This is a genomic window from Lysinibacillus sp. RC79 (genome assembly GCF_041262405.1).
In the GTDB taxonomy this organism is placed as follows: domain Bacteria; phylum Bacillota; class Bacilli; order Bacillales_A; family Planococcaceae; genus Lysinibacillus.
Genome location: NZ_JBGCCD010000038.1, coordinates 23,263 through 45,922, shown reverse-complemented (window position 1 = coordinate 45,922; position 22,660 = coordinate 23,263). Strand labels below are relative to the sequence as shown.

General features: G+C 34.4%; 26 protein-coding genes. All 26 read left to right on the top strand.

The genetic code is table 11. The annotated features are described in order from the left end of the window. Nucleotides 1-32 precede the first annotated feature (32 nt). Nucleotides 33-593, top strand: a complete 561-nt coding sequence (locus tag ABH968_RS24245; protein ID WP_370048145.1) for a Cif family virulence factor — start codon at nt 33-35, stop codon at nt 591-593. Between the two features lie 540 nt (nt 594-1,133). After that, nucleotides 1,134-1,976 (top strand): DegV family protein, encoded by an 843-nt coding sequence (locus ABH968_RS24240; protein WP_370048143.1) that lies wholly within the window; start codon nt 1,134-1,136, stop codon nt 1,974-1,976. A gap of 249 nt (nt 1,977-2,225) precedes the next feature. Then, nucleotides 2,226-3,590, top strand: coding sequence for an ATP-dependent helicase ComFA (locus ABH968_RS24235; protein WP_370048141.1), 1,365 nt, complete (start codon nt 2,226-2,228; stop codon nt 3,588-3,590). Continuing rightward, nucleotides 3,590-4,180 carry a ComF family protein gene (locus tag ABH968_RS24230; RefSeq protein ID WP_370048139.1) on the top strand — a complete coding sequence of 197 codons (591 nt, stop codon included), beginning with the start codon at nt 3,590-3,592 and terminating at the stop codon, nt 4,178-4,180. Before ABH968_RS24235 ends, ABH968_RS24230 begins: the two co-directional genes overlap by 1 nt. 82 nt (nt 4,181-4,262) lie before the next feature. Next, nucleotides 4,263-4,676: a TIGR03826 family flagellar region protein gene (locus ABH968_RS24225; RefSeq protein WP_370048138.1), complete on the top strand. Its 414-nt coding sequence runs from the start codon at nt 4,263-4,265 to the stop codon at nt 4,674-4,676. Between the two features lie 121 nt (nt 4,677-4,797). Continuing rightward, nucleotides 4,798-5,058, top strand: a complete 261-nt coding sequence (flgM, locus tag ABH968_RS24220) for a flagellar biosynthesis anti-sigma factor FlgM (RefSeq protein WP_370048136.1) — start codon at nt 4,798-4,800, stop codon at nt 5,056-5,058. Between the two features lie 27 nt (nt 5,059-5,085). Further along, a complete protein-coding gene (locus tag ABH968_RS24215) occupies nt 5,086-5,586 on the top strand; it encodes a flagellar protein FlgN (RefSeq protein WP_370048135.1) in 501 nt (166 codons plus the stop codon). 65 nt (nt 5,587-5,651) lie between these two features. Beyond that, on the top strand, nt 5,652-7,193 hold the full coding sequence (flgK, locus tag ABH968_RS24210) for a flagellar hook-associated protein FlgK (RefSeq protein ID WP_370048133.1): 1,542 nt from the start codon (nt 5,652-5,654) through the stop codon (nt 7,191-7,193). Nucleotides 7,194-7,219: 26 nt separating this feature from the next. Continuing rightward, complete coding sequence (gene flgL / locus ABH968_RS24205; RefSeq protein ID WP_370048132.1) at nt 7,220-8,140, top strand: flagellar hook-associated protein FlgL; 921 nt, start codon at nt 7,220-7,222, stop codon at nt 8,138-8,140. Between the two features lie 111 nt (nt 8,141-8,251). Then, entirely contained in the window at nt 8,252-8,815 is a 564-nt protein-coding gene (locus ABH968_RS24200) for a DUF6470 family protein (protein ID WP_370048131.1), read from the top strand. 15 nt (nt 8,816-8,830) lie between these two features. Continuing rightward, a complete protein-coding gene (gene fliW, locus ABH968_RS24195) occupies nt 8,831-9,274 on the top strand; it encodes a flagellar assembly protein FliW (protein WP_370048129.1) in 444 nt (147 codons plus the stop codon). Continuing rightward, the gene (gene csrA, locus ABH968_RS24190; protein ID WP_370048128.1) at nt 9,274-9,492 is read left to right on the top strand and encodes a carbon storage regulator CsrA; all 219 of its coding nucleotides are present in this window, start codon (nt 9,274-9,276) and stop codon (nt 9,490-9,492) included. The genes fliW and csrA overlap by 1 nt, the downstream gene beginning before the upstream one ends. Before the next feature lie 197 nt (nt 9,493-9,689). Continuing rightward, nucleotides 9,690-10,559: a flagellin Hag gene (hag, locus tag ABH968_RS24185; protein ID WP_370048126.1), complete on the top strand. Its 870-nt coding sequence runs from the start codon at nt 9,690-9,692 to the stop codon at nt 10,557-10,559. Between the two features lie 103 nt (nt 10,560-10,662). Next, a complete protein-coding gene (locus tag ABH968_RS24180) occupies nt 10,663-12,351 on the top strand; it encodes a motility associated factor glycosyltransferase family protein (protein WP_370048124.1) in 1,689 nt (562 codons plus the stop codon). After that, a complete protein-coding gene (locus ABH968_RS24175; protein ID WP_370048123.1) occupies nt 12,352-12,699 on the top strand; it encodes a DUF8042 domain-containing protein in 348 nt (115 codons plus the stop codon). Nucleotides 12,700-12,741: 42 nt separating this feature from the next. Then, on the top strand, nt 12,742-13,719 hold the full coding sequence (gene pseB, locus ABH968_RS24170) for a UDP-N-acetylglucosamine 4,6-dehydratase (inverting) (protein WP_370048122.1): 978 nt from the start codon (nt 12,742-12,744) through the stop codon (nt 13,717-13,719). Nucleotides 13,720-13,738: 19 nt separating this feature from the next. Then, nucleotides 13,739-14,470 (top strand): cytidylyltransferase domain-containing protein, encoded by a 732-nt coding sequence (locus ABH968_RS24165; protein ID WP_370048120.1) that lies wholly within the window; start codon nt 13,739-13,741, stop codon nt 14,468-14,470. Nucleotides 14,471-14,473: 3 nt separating this feature from the next. Then, on the top strand, nt 14,474-15,346 hold the full coding sequence (locus ABH968_RS24160; protein ID WP_370048119.1) for an SDR family oxidoreductase: 873 nt from the start codon (nt 14,474-14,476) through the stop codon (nt 15,344-15,346). Between the two features lie 3 nt (nt 15,347-15,349). Next, complete coding sequence (locus tag ABH968_RS24155; RefSeq protein ID WP_370048117.1) at nt 15,350-16,426, top strand: N-acetylneuraminate synthase family protein; 1,077 nt, start codon at nt 15,350-15,352, stop codon at nt 16,424-16,426. Next, complete coding sequence (locus ABH968_RS24150; protein ID WP_370048115.1) at nt 16,420-16,944, top strand: GNAT family N-acetyltransferase; 525 nt, start codon at nt 16,420-16,422, stop codon at nt 16,942-16,944. The genes ABH968_RS24155 and ABH968_RS24150 overlap by 7 nt, the downstream gene beginning before the upstream one ends. A 326-nt stretch (nt 16,945-17,270) precedes the next feature. Beyond that, complete coding sequence (locus tag ABH968_RS24145; protein WP_370048114.1) at nt 17,271-17,465, top strand: methyltransferase domain-containing protein; 195 nt, start codon at nt 17,271-17,273, stop codon at nt 17,463-17,465. A 9-nt stretch (nt 17,466-17,474) separates the two neighbouring features. Continuing rightward, nucleotides 17,475-17,840, top strand: coding sequence for a class I SAM-dependent methyltransferase (locus ABH968_RS24140; protein WP_370048112.1), 366 nt, complete (start codon nt 17,475-17,477; stop codon nt 17,838-17,840). After that, nucleotides 17,816-17,983: a hypothetical protein gene (locus tag ABH968_RS24135; protein ID WP_370048111.1), complete on the top strand. Its 168-nt coding sequence runs from the start codon at nt 17,816-17,818 to the stop codon at nt 17,981-17,983. The genes ABH968_RS24140 and ABH968_RS24135 overlap by 25 nt, the downstream gene beginning before the upstream one ends. 372 nt (nt 17,984-18,355) lie before the next feature. After that, nucleotides 18,356-19,507, top strand: coding sequence for a glycosyltransferase family protein (locus tag ABH968_RS24130; protein WP_370048110.1), 1,152 nt, complete (start codon nt 18,356-18,358; stop codon nt 19,505-19,507). A gap of 361 nt (nt 19,508-19,868) precedes the next feature. Beyond that, complete coding sequence (locus tag ABH968_RS24125) at nt 19,869-20,249, top strand: flagellar protein FlaG (RefSeq protein WP_370048109.1); 381 nt, start codon at nt 19,869-19,871, stop codon at nt 20,247-20,249. A gap of 21 nt (nt 20,250-20,270) precedes the next feature. After that, nucleotides 20,271-22,634, top strand: a complete 2,364-nt coding sequence (gene fliD / locus ABH968_RS24120; RefSeq protein ID WP_370048107.1) for a flagellar filament capping protein FliD — start codon at nt 20,271-20,273, stop codon at nt 22,632-22,634. Nucleotides 22,635-22,660 lie beyond the last annotated feature (26 nt).

Below are 22,660 nucleotides of genomic sequence, written 5' to 3'. Positions count from 1 at the left end.
TATATGCTACAATATGCGCGGGAGGTTTTTTGATGTTAAAGAAAAGTTTTCTAGCAGTTTTTACCTTATTAATGTTAACTGCATTAATGTTAACTGCCTGTGGTAATAAAAAAGATGAAATGAGTGCAGAAGAAAGACAAAAAATCATTGATGATGGAACCGTCGGGTATGAAATGAATGGTGGAAAAATAACAAAGGCAGAAAATATCCCTGCTGAAGAAGAAAAAGCGATATTAGCAGCCTTTAATGAATATAATGCAGCTTTCAATTCAAAAGAAATTGATCGTTATATGCAAACATTATCGAAGAATCCAAAAGGTTTCAATTATGAAGAAGAAAAAAAATACTTGACAGATGTATTTAAACAGTCAGACGTTAAACGAGATGCTAAAGATACTACGATTATAAAATATAGCGAAAATGAAGCACAGGTCTATTCAAATTTAACATTGCATTTAGTACAAACTACAACGAATGTGAAGCATGAAAGTGCAGGGCAACAAGTTACAGTATTCGTCAAAGAAGATGGACACTGGAAGGTCACTAGCGTCTTCTATACTGGAGATGACACAAAATCAAGCACTGGCAAATAAAATGAGGATATCTTCATTCAGGCTCATCACTAAGAGTTGAGGTTAGGCGTTTTCTGGGATTAGCGTCAAAGATAAGACACTAGAACGAGCTAAGGCTAAAACAACAGTGCATTGGACTTGCCTAGCTGGAACGGAAATCAACCCCACGTTATGGTGATGAGCCTTTATTTACTAAAAGAGGGATTAATTGAATGAAGATCAACCTCTGGTGAATTTAGTTTTGCTAGAGAACTATACATAGAAAATGAATGTGAAATGGATGCTAAATTTAACAATTTAGCAGATGTCTAGAATGATGAAAGAGTGAAGCGTACTACTCCTATTCAACATTCGGACGAGATTACGCAATGTCGTAATTCATTTCACATTCATTTCTTTTTATCTCATGCAGTAGATACCTACTGCATGAAGATAAAGCCTCCGGCGGATGTTACGGATTTTTAAAGGAATGAATTGTGCGAGCACAATTCAAAATCCGGACAACAATTGCGCCGAGGCGCAATTGAATGTAAACTATGTAGAATAGGAGAGTGGACATGGATGAGGACAGCAATCGTAACAGATAGTACTGCATATATTCCGGCTGAGGAACGAGCTCGCTTAAACATTCATATGATTCCGTTAAGTGTAAATATCTCAGGGCAATTATTTGCAGAAGAAGTAGATATCACGGCATCTGAATTTTATGATAAAGTACGCGGGGCAAAAGAATTTCCAAAAACAACGCAGCCCCCAATTGGAGAATTTGCCGCTCTCTTTGAAGAACTGGCAAAAGAGTATGATGAGGTAATATCTATTCATTTATCAAGTGGAATCAGTGGAACATATCAAGGTGCAATTCAAGCAGGCGAGATGGTGGAAGGCATTGATATGTACGCTTTTGATAGTGAAATATCCTGTGCGGTACAGGGTTTTTACGTTCTACGAGCAGCTGAAATGGCGGCTCAGGGCTTTTCAGCAAAAGAAATTCTCGCTACATTGGCGGACATGCAGCAGACAATTCGTGCTTACTTCATTGTAGACGACTTAGGGCACTTACAACGTGGGGGGCGTCTGTCTTCAGCAGCTGCATTAATTGGCGGCTTATTACAAGTAAAGCCAGTACTTCATTTTGTGGACAAGGTCATTGTACCTTTTGAAAAAATTCGTACGCGTAAAAAAGCATTAAAGCGTGCGGAGGAGCTACTAGCTGAGGATGTTCAAAAGTATGAAGCACTGGACGCGGTTGTGATTCACGGCAATTGCCAGGCTGAAGCCGAAGAATGGCTAGCACAACTAGCAGCAACCTACCCGAACGTTAACTTTAAATTGAGCTATTTCGGTCCTGTCATTGGCACACACTTAGGTGAAGGCTCAATGGGTCTAGGCTGGACAAAAAAATAATCTTAAGTGAGACAGTCTCTACAGCAAATTTGTAGAGGCTGTTTTTAATTTTGAGGAATACCGTATCGCCGGTAAACCAGTGGATATCGCCGCTAGAAGTACCCAATCGCTGATAGACCCGTGAATATCGCTGATAAAAGTAAAAGAATCGCTGATAAACCAATGAAAATCGCTGATAAAAGTTTAGAAATCGCCGATTAACTTACAACAATCGCTGATAAAAATAACCCACACGAAAGGAGCAAAGTAATGAAATACAAAGGTTGGTTGTTGCCACCTGCATTACGAGATTTTCATGAAGGACGTATTTGGTTAAAGGAGCATGCCCCATTTTCAAAAGGAGATATCGAGAAATCAATCAACCACAAATACTTTCATATAATAGAAGGGATTCGAAAAGAGCCACATCTAAAATGCAATCGTTGCCATAATGATAATCCTCAGCAATTTACAACGTTTGCTTGTTCAAAATGCCAGCAGCAATGTATATATTGTAGACATTGTCTGAACATGGGTAGAGTGAGTAGCTGTACGCAATTGATGATCTGGACAGGCCCTCGCGCAATGAGAACAAGAAAGCACTCACTCAAATGGGCAGGGGAATTTACAGTGCTTCAACAACAGGCAGCAAATGAAATGCTAGAAAGTGTTAAAGCAAAGCGTTCTCATCTTATCCATGCCGTATGTGGGGCAGGAAAAACAGAGTTGCTTTTCCCGACTGTTCACTATGCGTTAGAGCAGGGCTTACAGGTATGTATCGCTACGCCACGTACAGATGTAGTGCTAGAGTTATATCCACGCTTTCAAACAGTTTTCCCGCAAACGATGATCCATGCACTATATGGTGGATCACCAAAGCATGAGGGCTTTGCACAGCTTGTGTTGGCTACAACTCATCAACTTTATCGTTTTGAACGAGCGTTTGACGTCATGATTGTTGATGAAGCTGATGCATTTCCATATACATTTGACGAAACTTTACAAAGCGCTGTGCAAAAGGCGAAAACAGAAAACGCACCAATAATGTTGGTCACAGCAACTCCTTCGCAAAAATTACTGACTCAGTATCAAAATAAAAGCTATTCATTTATCCCGAAGCGCTATCATAACCGTCCATTACCTGTCCCTCGATTTCATTCCCTATGGAGCTATGAAAAAAGCTTAAAACGAGGAAAGATCCCACGAAAGCTAAAGCAATGGACAGAGGAGCGCCTTGCACGCAAAGAGCCTTTTCTATTATTTTTCCCGAAAGTAGAGTTAATGAAAATAGCTACGCCTCTTTTTCAGTTATTAGATGGAAGCATTATGGCGGTGCATGCTGAAGATCCTCAGCGTAAAGAAAAGGTGCTTAAACTACGTTATGAAGAAGTTCTAGGCTTACTGACAACGACCATTTTAGAAAGAGGAATTACGATAAAAAACGTACAGGTCGCAGTGATTGGGGCAGAATCAACAATTTTCACTTCCAGTGCACTAATACAAATCGCTGGGCGAGTTGGACGAAATGCTAATTTTGCAGATGGAGACGTCGTATTTTTTCATCATGGTATTACGACTGAAATGGATGATGCGCGTACCAAAATTCTTTATTATAATAAGAAAGGATTTTCATAATGAATAAAATTGAAACACTTTGCTTATTATGCTCACAGCCTTTGCAATCAGCAATTTCATGGAAAATACTTTTAACAAAACAATTTCAACCAACGATCTGTTATAGGTGCTCGGCTCGATTTGAATATTCCTCAACAGCAACAGCACTTTACCAATATAACGATGCTATGAAAGATTTTTTGCATCAATATAAATTTCTTCAGGATGTCGCACTTGCTAAAGTATTTCGGCAGGAGCTACATGCACGATTTAAACATGAAAAAGCAACCATCATTCCGATTCCTATGCATCCCCTCAAGCAAAGGGAACGTACCTTTTTACATATGGAGGAGCTATTAAAAGCTGCTAATATTCCTTTTATACAACTTTTAGAAAAGACGACGACAGCAACGCAAAGCTCCAAAAATAGAGAGCAGCGCATCCAAGCAGCTTCCCTTTTCCGTCTGATAGCTGGAGCACATGTAGAGCATAAAGAATATCTTCTTTTTGACGATATAAAAACTACAGGAACGACTTTAAGGCATGCTACTGAGGTTTTATTCAACGCAGGCGCCAAAAATGTCAAAAGCTTCACACTAATTAATGGATGAAAATGCTAATGCATTGTGTATAATAGATTACGAGTATATAAGGTTCGTATTTCGCTGTTATATGTAAGAGGAGGAAGAATAGATGGCAGAGGTTCGTAATTGTCCGAAATGTAATGAGTTTTTTAATTATACAGGGGTCAGAGAAGTATGTCATAAATGTGCTCAATCTGAAGAGGACTTATATCAAATCGTTTATCGCTTTCTACGTAAACGTGAAAACCGTGCAGCGACAGTAGAACGTATTGTTGAAGCAACTGGTGCTGAAGAGGATCTATTGTATAAATGGGTACGTAAGGGGCGCTTACAAACTGCGATGTTCCCGAATCTTGGCTATCCATGTGATAACTGTGGTCATCTAACGACACAAGGTAAGCTTTGTACAAAATGTCAGGATGAATTGAAGTCGGAGCTACGTACATTTGAAGCGGCAAAGGAGTTCCGTGACAGTGTGGCAGAACGTGATCGTGTAACATATCACGCAGAACGAAAACGTTAAAGGCTTAAAGTGTGTTAATTTTAAACAAAATTAGCACACTTTTTTATATTTGAAAACTTAACATTATGTGAGACAATCCGAAATAATAGGAAGATAAGCTTTTTAGATAGGGGGTTATTAAATGAAAATTACATCTTATGGGATTAATGCAGTGAACGCCTATAAAAATCAGGTGCGCAATGTAAAATCAGGCGCTAACAAGGCATCTTTTGCAGATAAAATCGAAATTTCAAAAACTGCACAGGAGTTGCAAGGAGTTTCAACATACAGCACAGAGCGTGCAGAACGCGTACAACAACTAAAAAAAGATATCAATTCTGGTGAATACAAAGTGGACGCTCGCAAAGTTGCAGAAGATATGCTGAAATATTATCGTTTCTAAGGAATATCAGAAAGGGTGCTTAGCAAAATGTCTACAGAAGCGATCTGTTCTACATTAACAAAGCTAGAAAGAATGCATAAAAGCTTACTTGAACTAGCCATTAAAAAAACTGAAATCATTACAGTTGGGAATATCGGAGCACTGGACCAAATGCTCAAGGATGAGCAGGCGCATGTAGCGGCCATCGATAAGCTCGAGCAACAGCGTCAGAAACAGGTAACGGACTACCTTGAAGCAAAAGGACTTGCTTCAACTGACAAAACAACTGTCGCTGATGTCATCGAAGCTGCTGAGCAACAGACTGAAAAAGATATGCTTTCAGCAGTGCGCAATCGATTATTGCAAATCATCAACGACTTAAAAGAACAAAACGATTTAAATCAAAAATTAGTGTTCCAATCGTTACAATTTGTCAATCTCACAATGGATACTTTACGACCTCGAACTGAGCAAATGAACTACTCTGGTAGTGAGATACGCGGAACAAATAAAGTTGCCAAAAAATCATTTTTTGATTCTCAAGCATAGTTTCTTGCTCTCATGCAAGAAATTTTGCTTGGAATTATAAACGTAAATAAAAAGGAGGAAAAAAAATGCGCTCAACATTTATGGGCTTAGAAGCAAGTAAACGCGGTTTATTTACACAACAAACAGCTTTATACACAACAGGACATAATATTTCCAATGCAAATACATTAGGTTTCACTCGCCAACGAGTAAATATGCAAGCGACTCCTGGTTTTCCAACTGCAGGCTTAAATCAGCCTATCTATCCAGGGCATCTTGGTACAGGGGTAGAAGCAAGCTCGATTCAACGCATCCGCGATCAATTTACCGATCGACAATATCGTCAAGAAACGAATAAGTTGGGTTATTGGGATTCAGCAGCAAAATCGATTTCGCAGATGGAAGATGTCATGTCAGAGCCTTCAGAGTTTGGTATTAACCAATCATTCACAGATTTTTGGAAGTCTATGGAGGATATTATTGACAATCCAAAAGATACTGCTGCACGTCAGGTATTAATTTCTAAAGGAAAGGCAATTGCTGAGTCCTTTAATTATATGGATAGACAGCTAAAACTTATCCAAGGTAATATCGGGAATGAAATTAATGTATCGACGGATAAAGTGAACTCAATTCTTAAACAAATTGCAGCTCTTAATAAGCAAATTCAAGAAGTTGAGCCGAGTGGTTATGTGCCAAATGATTTATATGATGCGCGTGATGTATTAGTAGATCAGTTAAATGAATATATTCCTGTATCTGTTTCATTGCAAAAATCAGGTGGTTTAGCAAAAGATGTAGCTGAAGGTTCAATGACGATTACATATGTATCAGCGGACGGTACTCCTATTAAATTAGTTGATGGTAGAGAATATGCTAAACTTGCAACGATGGACACAAACGATCAGCGCATCGATGGTGATGTAGATGATCAAGCGACAGGGAGCTATGCTAACTTTAAGGAAATTAAAATTTCTGCTGTTGGTGAGCCACCAGGAGATCCAGCGAATGGAATTGCAATTGATTACAGTCAAATGGACCCTGGTAAAGGTAAATTACGTGCATTAATTGATGCGTATGGACATAGCGGCGGGGAAGGTACTTATCCAGAAATGCTTGCTAATTTAGATAAACTAGCAAATGAATTTATAACAAAATTTAATGAAATTCATCGTAAAGGTTTTGGTTTAGATAATAGTACAGGTCTTGACTTTTTCGCTGGAACAACTGCACGTGATTTTAAGGTAGTAATTACTGATGCGAAGCAGGTAGCGGTATCTGATACGACGGGTGAGGAAGGTAATAACGGAAACATGCGTAAGTTAGCTGAGCTACAATCGCAGGCTCAAGATAACTTAAAGAAAGGTACATTCCAAAACTATTATAAATCATTAGTAGGGGACTTAGCGGTTAAGGGACAGGAAGCTGAGCGTAGTGCATTCAACTCTGAAACTATGCATTTGGAAATTTCAAAGCGTCGTGATTCAATGAATTCAGTTTCCTTAGATGAAGAGATGACTAATATGATTACATTCCAGCAAGCATACAATGCCAATGCACGTATGATTACAGTGGTAGATGAAACATTAGATAAAATCATCAATGGTATGGGAAGAGTAGGGCTATAAGCCACATGACTGAGAGGAGATAAATTATGCGCGTTACACAATCAATGCTATCGAGTAATATGCTACGCAATTTAAATACAAGCTATAGCAAAATGTCTAAATATCAAGATATGTTGGACTCAGGTAAAGTAATTACAAGACCATCAGACGATCCGGTTGTAGCGGTAAAAGGAATGGGCTATCGTATAGATCTTGATAAAAACCAACAATACCAACGTAATCTACGTGAAGCAAATACATGGCTAGATACAACGGACGAAGCGCTTGATCAAGTAGGCGGAGCATTAAAACGTGTAAAGGAGCTTATTGTACAAGCTGCTAACGATACAAATACTGCTGATGATCGTCAAAAGATCAATGCAGAAATGCAACAAATTAAGGAACAATTGCGTGATATCGCCAATACAAAAGTGGGCGAAAACTATATCTTTTCAGGCACGCATACAAACCAACCACTTTATATTGATAAAACAGGGCCACAAAATCCAGATATTACTACTGGAGGACAAAAGCCGATTGAAATCAACGTTTTTGATGGTATCTCAATGAATATTAATACTCCGGGTGCTGATTTATTTAACGATATTGATGGGTTTATGACGCACGTAACAACACTTTTAGAAAGTGGTGCAACAGGTCCGGAGATTGGCAGTGCACTCGGTTTAGAAGTCACAAATGGTGTTAATAAAATTCCTGGTTTAGATGGTATTTATGAAAATACATTGACTTTAAGAGCAGATGTCGGAGCTCGTCAAAATCGTGTAGAGATGATGGGAAATCGACTAAGTCTTCAAGAAGTCAATGTAACAAAACAACTATCTACCAATGAAGACACAGACTATGCGAAGACGATTACAGATATGGTTACACAGGAATCCATTCACCAAGCCGCTCTTTCCGTAGGCGCAAAAATCATTCAGCAAACCTTAGTAGATTTTATCCGATAAAATCTACTAAGGTTCTGCCCCGAAAGCGAAGCGACAGGAGCAAGCTTTATAATGAATAACAGAGCGTTTGAACAATATGTTCAGACGCTTTTATTGAAAGGAGAGGTATATATGAGACTCCCACAAATCCAAATTCATACAACAGATGCGAAATTAGATCTTAATATATCTAAGCCACAACAGTATATTAAACAACCTAAAGCCACTCAGCATATTGAACAGCCAGCTGCGATTCTGGATATTCGCACCACTAGAGGTGTTTTAAAAATTGACTCTTCACAGGCAAGACGAGATATAGGAATGATTGGCCCTTTAGAATCAAGTGCAAACTACGCTGAAAAAGGTAAACAAGAGGTACTTAAGGGAATGGCACGTAGAGCAAGAGAAGGACGTCAATTAATGGAGAATGCAGGTAAAGGACAAGGGCGTTCAACAATTCAAAATATTGCGAAACAAAATCATGGCCCGCATCGCGTACAGTTTAATATTAAATTTGTACCTTCAGTAGGATCTGTGAAAATTGAATACACACCAGGTACAACAGATGTCAATATTCAGCGAAGAGAGCCAATAATTGACGCAAAAGTGAACAAACCAATCCATGAATACACACCAGGAAAAGTAACTGGTACAATGATACAAAGACCAGATGTTGACATCAATGTCATCATTTAAAGGAGTGCAAGAAGAATGAAAATAGCAACAAAATTTTTAGGTGAAGTCGAAATCGTTGAAAAAGACATACTTACGTTTGAACAAGGGCTGCTTGGATTAGAAGATCATAAAAAATTCGTATTATTACCTATTTCTGAAGAACATCCATTAGTATTATTACAATCAGTTGAGCAAGTTGAAATAGGATTTGTAGTTGCTTATCCATTCGCCTTCAAAAAAGACTATAGCTTTGATTTAAGTGAAGAGGATTTGGAACAACTTCAAATTGAAAATGAAGAAGATGTTCTAACGTACTCGGTTGTTACAATGAAGGAAACACTACAGGACTCTACTATTAATTTACTTGCACCATTAGTTATTAACATGGATAAAAAATGTGGTAAACAAATTGTTCTTCAAGATAACAAAGCCTTTCCATTACGCTATCCAATGCAAATATTGGAAGGAAGTGCGAAGTAATGCTAGTCTTATCACGTAAGAAAGATGAATCTATTATGATTGGCGACCATATCGAAATAAAAATATTAGCAGTAGAAGGTGAACAAATTAAGTTAGGTATAGTTGCACCTAGAACAGTCAAAGTGCACCGTTCAGAAGTTTTTGAAGCCATTCAAGCACAGAATAAAGAAGCTCTATCGGCATCATCAAATTTCTTGGAACAACTAAAGAAAAAGTAAAATCTACTATCTGTTTTATCCAAAATGCAAACTTAGAATTTATTACATAAAAAATAAAAAAAATTTTAAAAAACTATTAAACATTTCCAAGTAATTACGATATATAGATTGTAAGGGGCAGGAAGTGCATAACTACCTAATCCGAAATTCCACACGGACGTGGAATTACAATACAAACATTCAAGGAGGAATTCCAAATGAGAATTCAACACAACATTTCAGCTTTAAACACACACCGTAACTTAGGCTTCAACAACACACAATCTGCAAAAAACCTTGAGAAATTATCTTCAGGTTACAAAATTAACCGTGCTGGCGATGACGCTGCTGGTTTAGCTATCTCTGAGAAAATGCGCGCTCAAATCAAAGGTCTTGATATGGCGACTAAAAACTCTCAAGATTCTATCTCTTTAATTCAAACTGCTGAGGGTGCTCTTAACGAAACACACGCTATCCTACAACGTATGCGTGAATTAGCAGTACAGTCTCGTAACGATACTAACGAAAATACTGACCGTACGTTCTTACAAGACGAAGTTAAACAACTAAAAGAAGAAATTAACCGTATTGCTAATACTACTGAGTTCAATGAAAAGAAATTGTTAAACGGTGACCTAAAAGGAGCAGCTGTTACACCATCAACAGGTGGTACAACTCCAGGTAAAAATGGTTCGTTAACATTCCAAATTGGTGCTAACCAAGGACAAACAATGAACTTAGGTATTGGTACTATGACAGTTTCAGCATTAGATGGTGGATTGAATGCTGCTTCAATTGGTACAGGTAATGCTGCAAGTGCATCAATTAAACTAATTGACAATGCAATTAAGAAAGTATCTACACAACGTTCTGCATTAGGTGCTGTTCAAAACCGTTTAGAACATACTATTAACAACTTAGGCGCTGCTTCAGAAAACTTAACAGCTGCTGAATCACGTATCCGCGATACTGATATGGCTGCTGAAATGATGGCGTTCACTAAGAACAACATCCTTACTCAAGCTGCACAATCAATGTTAGCTCAAGCGAACCAACAACCACAAGGTGTTCTTCAATTATTACAATAATTTTGACAAAGTTTAATTTTAAAAAATCACTCTCTGAAATATGAGAGTGGTTTTTCTTTATATTTTAATAGAAATGTCGATATTAATAAAAGAGGTGAATAATATGAGAGTTAATCATGATTTAGAATTTTTGACAGCAAAAAATGGTGAGCAGATAATTAAAATTAATAATTATTTTTTACATAGTGAATATAATCCATCAAAAGAAGCAAGAGAATTTGCAGAAAAACATTTTAAAGCAGAAAGGCTAAATCTCGTTTATGGTTTTGGAGCTGGTCATTTTATAGAGGCATTGCATAAAAAGGCGATACATGGTGAAAAGATAATTGTAATTGAACCGTTTCTCGAGGTGTCATGCGAATTATGCGATGTAACAGTTATTAATGCTAGTTCGGAAAATGAGATACGGTTAGCGTTGGAAGAACAGATTTCGGTTGTGGATAATGTAAATATAATTACATCTCCTAATTATGACAAAATAGATAATAAAGTTTATATCCAAGTCCTGAGTGCTATTAATAAAAAATTAAATTCGGATTTTGTAGCAGAATCTACCCATAAACATTTTAATAAACTATGGCCACAAAATTATTTATTGAATTTACAATACATATTAAAAGATCAATCTGTCATTCACTTAAGTTCTAAATACACTGAACCAATTGTTATCGCTTCTGGAGGACCGTCTTTAACAAAGCAGATTAGTACGTTAAAACAAATTAGAAATAATATTATTCTTATAGCAGCAGGCTCAACAGTTAATACTTTATTAAATAACAATATAGAACCTGACTATATTGTATCCGTAGACGGATCTGAAGCGAATTACAATCACTTTAAAGATATTAAAGGATGCAAGAGCAAGCTGATTTATGCATTGTATAATCATTATTTAATACGTAATGTTTTTGAAACGAGCGGATATTTTTTTGCAGTTGATCAAGAGATGATTCATCATATGCAAAAATTCACAGATGAATCTGTAGTATACGTACCAGGGGGAACTTCTGTAGCAAACTATGCATATTCCTTAGCAACTTTTATGACTACTGGGCCTATAGCGATTATTGGTCAAGATTTAGCTTTTACTGATAATAAGACACATGCTGACTACAATAAAAACGTGAAAACATTGGAAGATATTAAGAAAAGTAAGAATAACTTTGTTGAAGTTGACGGTTATTACGGTGAAAAGGTTTTAAGTGATTATATATATTTGACGATGAAAGAGTCTTTTGAAAATCTTCATAAATCTTTAGGTAAAGAAAGGTTAATTTTTAATTGTACAGAAGGAGGAGCAATGATTGATGGAATTGTAAATATGCCATTTAATGAATTTGCTCAAGAATATGCTACTTCGATCAAAAAAAATAAGGAAGTTGAAAAAGTAAACTTTATAGCATCTGAAAATAAAGAAAAAGTGATCTTAGAATTAAAAAAAGAAGATAAAAGTTTTATAGAGTTAATCAAACTGTTGAAAAAATCTCTTAATTTATTAAAGTCAAATAAATCAACAAAATCATTTTCAAAAGAAATACTAATTAAATTAGATGAAAATGACGAAAAAATTAGAAAGTTAAGTGAAAACACCATGCTACACATGGCATTTAATGTGATAAATTTAAATATAATAAAATATTTCAAACCACAAAAAAACGAATCAACAAAAGATATATATAAACGTATCTATGAACAGAATAAAATGTTATATGCAAAAATGTTAGAAGAAACAGTAGATACGAAAAAGCATCTTGATACTTTAATCAAATTGTTAATAGAGGAGACAATATAAATGAATGAAATGATTTTAGAAATTATTAATAGCTATAATGAGTATTTAGAAAAGATTCCTCAAGGATGTGAAAGTATAATTATAAGTACAAAATCCGAAACCCCATTAGATGCATTACAACTAATTACTCAATTTACAGAGGGTGTTGATTGGCTAGTTCAAGTAAATGAAAAACTGTCTACATTAAGTTATGAAAACCCTCTGTATGTTAACAAAATACATGATTTTCTGGAGGAAATTAACAAAGGGCTTGAAATTCAAGATTTTTTACGAGTAGCTGATATTTTTGAATATGAAATAAAACCTTATTTTGAAAGTATTCCCCCTTACGATATCGCTACTAACTAATTTATAATAAATTGAGGAATTTAATTAGAAAAGGTGACAAATATGACAAGTAATTCGATAGCAAATAAAACCGTTTTAGTTACAGGTGGTACAGGTTCTTTTGGAAAAAAATTCATCCGTAAGGCTTTAACATTAGGTGTGAAAAAAGTAATTGTTTTTAGTCGTGATGAGCTAAAGCAATATGAAATGGCTCAAGAATTTACTGATTCACGCGTTCGTTTCTTCATCGGCGATGTACGAGACAAAGAGCGATTATACCGTGCATTTGATGGGGTAGATATTGTTATTCATGCCGCTGCGTTAAAGCATGTAGGGGCGTGTGAATATAATCCATTTGAAGCTGTTAAGACAAATATTAACGGTGCACAAAACATTATTGAAGCTGCTATTGATCGTGGTGTTGAAAAAGTCATCGCACTTTCAACGGATAAGGCTTGCAGTCCTGTAAATTTATATGGTGCAACTAAGCTTGCTTCAGATAAGCTATTTGTAGCTGGAAATTCATATGTAGGCGAAAAACATACGAAGTTTTCTGTTGTACGTTACGGCAATGTGGTAGGTAGTCGCGGTAGTGTTGTTCCATTTTTTAAAAAAATGCGTGAAACTGGTACTTTACCGATTACAGATGAGCGTATGACACGTTTTTGGATTACCTTAGATCAAGGTGTGCAATTTGTACTTGATAATTTAGAGCGTATGCATGGCGGAGAAATTTTTATACCGAAAATTCCTAGTATGAAGGTAATAGATTTGGCAACTGCAATTGGACCTGAATGTAAAACTGAAATCGTCGGTATTCGACCTGGTGAGAAGCTACATGAGGCAATGATTACAGAGGATGATGCCCGCCATACGTTAGAGTACGATAATTATTATGTGATTCAGCCAGAATTTTCTTGGTGGTCGAAAGAATATTCGGATGGTGGAAAGCTACTTGACGAATCATTTTCATATATTAGTAATAATAATAATGAGTGGTTAACGGTGGACGAATTAAGAAAGTTAGTAGAATATATGTAAATGAAAAGTGGGATGAATAATGAAAATAGTTGGTATTGTTCAAGCTAGAATGAGCTCAACTAGATTGCCAGGAAAGGTTTTAAAAGAGGTTAATAGAAAACCTCTTTTAGCCTACCAAATTGAAAGAATGAGAAAGAGTTCTTTGATTGATGAGCTAGTTATAGCAACTACTCCTAATGGAAATGATGATATAATCCGCTTGTGTGATAAATTGGATGTTTCTTATTATATTGGTTCTGAATCGGATGTTTTAGCTAGATATTATGAGGCTGCAAAGAAATATGAAGCAGATGTAATCGTGAGAATGACTTCTGACTGTCCATTAATTGACCCTAAAATTATCGATAATGTTATCCAATATTATATAGATCGACAATGTGATTATGCTTCTAATACACAGGTGAGAACTTTTCCTAGAGGTATGGATACGGAAGTATTTTCAATTAAGAGTTTGGAGAATGCATACTTAAATGCGAATTTGGAATATGAGAGAGAGCATGTTACACCCTATTTATATTTAAATCCTAGTCAATTTAATATAAAACAATATATACAAAGTGATGCGGATGATAGTCAATTAAGATTAACGGTAGATACTTCAGAAGACTTCGATTTAATCTCAAAATTAATCTCGAAATTATATCCAATTGATGAAAATTTTAATTTATCGATGATCTTAGAAGAACTTAAAAATAATCCTGAACTTGTTAAAATAAATAAACATATTGTGCAAAAAAAGTTAGGTGAATAATGTATGAAAGTATTACTAATTGGTGCTACCGGAATGCTAGGCCGAGAGATGGTACAACAATTTCAGAAGATAAATTGGGATATTACTACAATTGCGCAAAGTAAGTGTGATATTACAATGGATATAGTAAAAGATTTTGATAAATTAGTTGATATTATTACTTTTAATTCTTACGAAATAGTAATTAATACTGCAGCGATGATTAATTTAGCTGATTGTGAACAAAACCCAGACCAAGCCTATTTATTAAATACTCGAATACCGGGCTTACTAAGTAAAGTATGCCAACGGAAAGGTGCATATTATATTCAAATTTCTACAGATCATTATTATACAGGAGATTTAAATCTACCGCATAAAGAAAAAGATGATACATTTTTAGTAAATGAATATGCTAAAACTAAGTACTTTGGAGAAATATTAACAAGACAATATAGTAATAGTTTAGTTATTAGGACTAATATTGTCGGGTTTAAGGGAATAAAAGAGAAACCTACTTTTATTGAATGGGTTATTGAAACACTAACAGAGGAAAAAGAAATTATCGGTTTTACGGATTTTTATACTTCAAGTATTGATGTAGAAAGTTTTACTGTTATTTTGATACAACTAATATTAAAAAATGTAACAGGTACTATTAATATTGCATCAAGTGAAGTTATATCTAAATATGAATTTATTATTCAAATCGCTCGTAAATTAAATAAAGAATATTTAGTTAAACCTGGTAGCTTAAAGGGTTTTTCCGAAGAAGTGGAAAGAGCTGATTCATTAGGGTTATGTATAGAGAAGTTAACCCATTTAATTGGTAAGGAGTATGTTCCTAGCGCTGAACAAGTTATTAGAAATTTAATGAATAGATATAAGGAGATGTGATGAATGAATTATAAAAGTGAGATAAAAATTAATAAACATAAAATATCTATTAATAATCCAACATACTTCATTGCAGATATCGCATCAAATCATAATGGTGAATTGTCTCGTGCAAAAGAACTTATTTGGTTATGCAAAGAAGCAGGTGCCGATGCTGTAAAGTTTCAACATTTTAAGGCTGAAAAAATCGTTAGTGATTATGGTTTTAAAAAATTAGGGAAAAATAGTCATCAAGCTTCATGGGGGAAAAGTGTTTTTGAAGTTTTTAAAGATTATGAATTAAATAGAAGTTGGAATGAAATTTTGAAAAAAGAAGCAGAAATTGCTGATATAGAATTTTTTACGACTCCATATGACGTAGAGGCTGTTGAAGAAATTGACTACTTAGTTAATGCTTATAAAATAGGATCAGGCGACATTACTTGGACAGATTTTATCCAACATACAGCAAAGAAAAATAAACCAATCCTTATTGCAACGGGAGCTTCGGAAATTAACGATGTAATACGTGCTGTAGAGAATGTACTATTTTATAATGATAAAATTGTATTGATGCAGTGTAATACAAATTATACTGGTAGCTTAGAAAATTTTAAATATATTAATCTAAATGTTTTAAACACATATAAAACTATATATCCAAATATGATTTTAGGTTTGTCTGACCATACACCAGGTCATGCAACAGTACTTGGTGCTATTACACTTGGAGCACGCGTAATAGAAAAGCATTTCACAGATGACAATAATAGAATTGGTCCTGATCATCAATTTTCTATGAATCCTATCACTTGGAAAGAAATGGTGGAGAGGTCGAGGGAACTTGAAAATTCTTTAGGTAATGGGATGAAAATTATTGAGAAAAATGAACAAGAAACTTCTGTTGTGCAACGTCGAGGTATCTATTTACGTGTCAATAAAAAAGCTGGTGAGACCATCGATGTTGCTGACTTAGAATTTTTGAGACCAGCACCAGCTAATATTTTTAATCCATATGAAGCTAGCGAAATCATTGGAAAAATTATTAGACAGAATAAAAAAGCGGGAGAACCTATTTTTAGAGGTGATTTGACATGCTAAAAGGGCAAGTAACCGGATTGCGCGCAATTGAAAAAAGTGATTTATCTCAATTATTACAATGGCGAAACCAACCGGAATTTCGTCTTTTTTTTCGTGAATTCCGTGAATTAAATTATGAGAATCAATTGAGTTGGTTTGACAAATATGTAATGAATGACCCAAATACTCGTATGTTTGCAATTGTAGAATTAACTACTAATAAATTAATTGGAGCATGTGGATTATGTTATATCGATTGGATAAACCGAAATGCAGACTTTAGTATCTACATTGGGAAAGATAATTTATATATTGATAAATCGTATGCAACCGATGCAGCACAAGTAATGGAGAAATATGGGTTTCAAGAGTTGAATCTCCATAGATTATGGGCAGAGATTTACTCTATTGATGAAAAAAAGATAGTTTTTTTTGAGAAAATGAATTTTGAAAAAGAAGGATATTTTAAGCAAACTCATTGGACACAAGGTAAATGGGTAGATTCTATTTATTATGGAAAAATAAATAGAGAAGGTTGATAAAGATGCAAAAAAATATGGTAAAACATTAAGTGATATCAATGAATTTAAACAGAATTTTATCCAAGAAAAGGATAAATTATTAAAATATAATAAGAAAATTATCAGAAGTAGCACAGCAACAGCCTATTTCGAAAGCTATGTAAGAATTGCGAGAATGCATTAATGGGAGAAATCGATTTCTTAAACAAGGAATAGGATACAAACTGTGTGACAAATGTTTCCATTTAAATGGTATATATGAAGATACTGTAGATTTCGCTCAAGCTGTATGTAGATGAAATTACTTCATATTCTCAAACCTATACTGAGGATTCTATACAGAGGTGGAAGGTAGAGTTCAAAAAATATATTATCCTAAAGCAAAATTCTTAAAAGAGGTAATCGGTGATAAGGTAAATCCTAAAACTCTAAAAGTTTTAGATTTAGGGGCTGGTTCAGGGTATTTTTTGAAAGCACTACAGCAAAATGGTTTTTTTAATGTAATAGGTCATGACGTCTCATCTAATCAAGTAAAATAGGCGAATAAAATGTTAGCTGGAGAATTTGTTAAACAATCAAATATAAACGATTTAGTGACAATCATAAATAATACAGATGCAGAAATTATTTCAATGATAGGTGTTTTAGAGCATTTAACAAATCCTCGCGAAATACTAGATGCTATTTCCAATAATAAAAATATTGAATATTTTTACATATCAATCCCGTTGTTTTCATTTTCTGTGTTCTGGGAGTTAATGAATGAAAGTGAATTTAATCGACATTTATCGGGTGGGCATACACACTTATATACTAAAGAGTCTATTGAATATTTTTGTAATGAATTTAATTTTTCAAAAATAGGTAAATGGCAATTTGGAGCGATGCTATGGATTGGTATCGATTTACTTTAATGAGTCTTACTAATAAAAAAGCTAGTGTTAGAATACAGGAGTTTTTTAATGAAAAATATTTAGATATAATAGATGATTTACAATTGATTTTTGATAAATCTGAATTTTCTTCTGAAATACATTTGGTATTAAAAAATAATTAATAAAAATAAAATTTAGAAGTCCAACCGACTTTTGTGCCGAAAAAAAACGAAGAAGCAAATAATTAGTGTTAACATGCTATTATACCCAGAATTATTTAAGTTAAATCGCCATTATTAAAAGTCTTACTTTATATTTCATCCTTTTTCTAACTAATTTTTGATTCTACTAACTAACATAAAGCTAAAGGATTTCTCTACATTATCTTTATCTCAATTTGTGTAGAGTTTTTCTGAATTAAAGAATAATAAAAAATTTTAATTTTAGAATATAGTTTTTGTTATTATGCTGAACCTACTTATCTTTTGATGAGTAGGTTGCTTAAAATGTATTAGAGTATTATTTTGAATATAAATAAAGTTGGAGTGAATTGTATGAAAAAAGTAGTTTTGATAAAAGGGCAATCTAATTATAATGTATTACGTTATTGGATGGATGCTTTAGCAAGGGGACTTGAGAAGAAGGGGATAGAAACAATTGTTTTAGATGGGAAATATTCAGTTAATGATCAAGTGATTGCATTATTAGGCTTAGATGTAGATGCTGTAATTTCATTTAACGGTTTGTTTTTAGAAAATAAAGAGATTATAGAGAAAGTTATTAGAGCTCCTTATATTTATTTACTTATCGATCATCCGATAGATCATTTAGGTCGCCTTGAAAATTTACGACCACAAGATATTTTGACTGTGATGGATCGAAATGATGTAAATAATTTAGAGCATTTTGGCCTGAATATTTCCAATACATATATGTTACCCCATGCTGCAATTGAATTGTCAGTGGAAAAAGTGGAAAAAACTATTGATATTTTAGTGAGTGGATCTTATTCAGATATGACAATGTATACAAAGTACATTGAGAGCCAGTCACCTGCTATTTTTGCAATTTGTAAAGAAGTTATAGATAATTGTCTTGAAGATTCAAGAAAGTACTACATAGATGAATTTTTACAAGCTTTCGCGAAACGAGGTGTATCAATAGATTTACGTCTAAATGAGAATCCGGAGATTATAAAGTTAGTACGTGATATTGGTAGATATATATATTCTGTGAATCGTTTAAGTGTTGTAAAAGCACTTGCGGATGCAGGCTTGCCGATTAGTATTTATGGTAAAGGATGGAAGGATTCACCTCTTGTGGATTATTCTAATGTGATTATTCATGAATCAGTAAATTATTGGGAAACTCAAGAGTTGATGCGACAAGCAAAGGTTATTATGAGTTTTCAAGCATTGCTTCGTGATGGTACTCATGAGAGAGTTTTTGCTGGGATGGCGGCACGCTCAGTGGTAGTGACAAATGAAACACCTTATTTGAGAGAGCTTTTTACAGAAAAAGAATTAATGTTCTATAACTTTAATGATTTAGGCGCAATGGTGGAGTCTGTTAAGGCGATTTTAAAAGATGATGAGCAACGTGAAAAAATGTCTGAAGCAGCGTGGCAGGCTATTAAAGGTGGACATACTTTTGAAGAACGAGCACAGACGATTATTGATATTTTTAATGATGTAGAAATGCACTAATTAGGGGAATATGTTTAATTTGTCCTTGTTAGCTGTAATAGATAAAGCCAAAAGACAATAATGGTCTCGGAGAAATAAGGGATATTTAGTATTAGTTTTAGTAATGTTATGGTCATCAGCTAATAATTCTACTTGTACTTCTACAACCATTGTTTCGAATTAATAAAAATATTTTAAGGTGAATTTTCGTTTTGTAGAATAAGGAAATTCATCTTTTTTTATGTTTATTAGTTAAATTATAAACTTCTAGTAGGCATAATCATTCCTAATTATTTTAATTAGCTTTACTTTAAAGTGAAATATTTCAAAATATATCCGATATTAAACACAAGTAATAGAAAAGCATAGGAGGTCAGGTGAGATGCGTATTGTACCGAAAGGACAATCAGTAGAAGCATTGGCTGTTTCAAGTAATACTACAGGTACTGAAGAGGCAACAAAGCCTACTGTATCTACTCAAGCAGCTCTACAGCCAATAGTAGAAAAGCAAAATATTGTAATAGATGAAGAAGAAATAACAAAAGAAAAACTACAACAAGCTGTAGAAACAGTGAACGAATTTTTACAAATCAATCATAGTTCTTCGAAATTCGTACTTCACGATGGTTTAGAGCGTTATTTTGTACAAGTCGTAGACGCACAAACAGAAGAAGTCGTGAAAGAAATTCCACCGAGAAAGTTATTGGATGCTTTCTACGAGATGCAAAAACTTTTAGGTATGATTGTAGATGAAAAAATATAAGATTTTTAGGAGGGTATTACTATGGTAAACAGAATTGGTGGATTAGCGTCGGGAATGGATATCGATGCATTAGTAGCAAAGTTAATGGCAGCAGAAAAGTCTCCTCTTATCAAATTGCAGCAAAAGAAACAAACCACTGAATGGATGCGTGATGCATATAGGGGTGTCAATACAAAATTAAAAACATTTGATAGATATATTCAGGATAATCTTTTAAATAAAAGTTTCATGACTAAAACAGTTACATCTTCAAACTCAAATTATGTTACAGCAAAGGCAGGCGCAAATGCTTCTGGAACATTATCAATTGAGGGTGTTTCTCAATTGGCTTCAGCTGCTCGCGGTCTTGGTAAGCAAATAAATGCGACAGGGAATACAAAATTAAGCGATCTTGGTATTTCTGATGGAGTAATTGAGTTAAGCTCAATCAAAGCGGATGGTAGTATGGCTGCAACAGGGACTAAAATTGAATTTGATCCAAATAAAACAACTGTATCTGAGTTAGTTGAAAAAATAAATAATAGTAATGCGGGCGTAAGCGCTATATTTGAAAATGGAACTCTTTCAATCACAGCAAAAAATACAGGAGACAATAAAAATGGTGCTGAGGTACAAGTTATTTCAGGAGCAGATGTATTTGGAAAACTTGGTTTTGATTCGTTATTAGGTGCGACTTCAGGAGATTTAGCAAGTGGTGGTAAAAACGCAGTATTTCAAGTGAATGGAATTCCGACGGAAAGATCATCTAATACATTTTCTATTTCAGGATATACGGTAACATTAAAAGATACATTCAATGCTGCCACTACAATTGAAAATAATTTAACAGCAGCAAAAGAAGAACTCAAAAATGCTCAGTTAAGTAAAGATAAATTACAGGAATTATTAGATACTGCTATTGCTAATTTTGATACTGCTAATTCGGCATATACAAATAGGTATGACCCAGTTTTTAAAAATAGTTTGAATGCTACTGAGCAAGAAGCATACAACAAAATCAACAAAAACTCTTTCTTCAGTTCACTTACTGATGCAGAGATGTTTGAATTGCAAAGTTTAGTAGTTGATGAAAATGCGGATGAACAAACTATCAAAGATGCTATTAATGCTAGTTCATCTTTTTCGCCAGATTTGAAATCAAAGCTAATGAGTCTAAGTAAAGATGATTTATTGTTAGTGGAAACTCTAGATGAGACCCAGTTAACTAATTTTAAAGATGCGGCTCAGAAAGAAACTTCACTGAATATTTATAAATCTTTAGATAAACAATTCCTAAGTGGCTTATCCGCTACAGATATTACTAGTATCACAGGGTTAGATTTTACAAGTAATGAAACATTAAATGAATCAATTAATAACTTACAAGACGAAGCATTAAAAACAAAATTATTAAAGTTAAGTGATACACAGAAGCAATCGTTAAAAAATTTAAGTGAAGAAGACTTGAAAAATTATCAAGAAGTTGCGACAGTTCAAATTCCTTATGATGAAAAATTAGCTTTAAAAGTGCAAGCAGAAAACAATTTCAAAGCTGGTGAAAATCGTTTAACACAGGCACAAGCAACTTTAGATGCAGCTCAAGCTGCTGCAGATGCTGAATCCAGTAAGCCATCAACGGCACCAAATATTCCTCCAGTAACAATGACATCTTCAACAGATGTAGATGAGATGATGAACAAAATTAAAGAGTTCGTCACTACATATAACGGTCTTGTTAAGGAAATGAACGATCAAACAAAAGAAACAAAATATCGAGATTATTTACCTTTAACAGACGAGCAAAAAAAAGAGATGTCTGAAAACGAAATTAAACTATGGGAAGAAAAAGCAAAGAGTGGTTTATTGCGAAGTGACTCGATTTTAAGAAGTGGATTGTCTAGTATGCGTGGGTTGATTTACGAATCTAATCCTGCTGTAGAAAATTCAGAATATAATACGTTATTTAAAATCGGGATTACGACTTCGAAATCATATAATGACGGCGGTACATTGGAAATTGATGAAGAAAAATTACGTAAGGCATTAGAAGATGACCCTGATGCAGTGACAGCGCTATTTACAAATAGAGGTAATGAAAAAGGTACAGTTGTTGTCGACGGTGTCGAAAAAACTGTGGATACTCGTGGTTTCCTCCAAAAGCTACAAGGGTCTATGAACTCTTTCACACAAGATATTGAGAAAAAGGCTGGTCGTGCTACATCGACAGAGCAAGAGTACTCAATCGGTAAAAATTTAGTTGATATGGATAAACGGATTGATACGTGGAAAACAAAATTAGAAAACATCGAGGCCCGTTATTGGAAGCAATTCAGTGCAATGGAGAAAGCTATTAACAAAGCAAACTCACAATCAGGTATGTTTGCGCAATTTGGTGGACAGGGATAAAAGTTTTAGTATAATTTAGTTAAAAG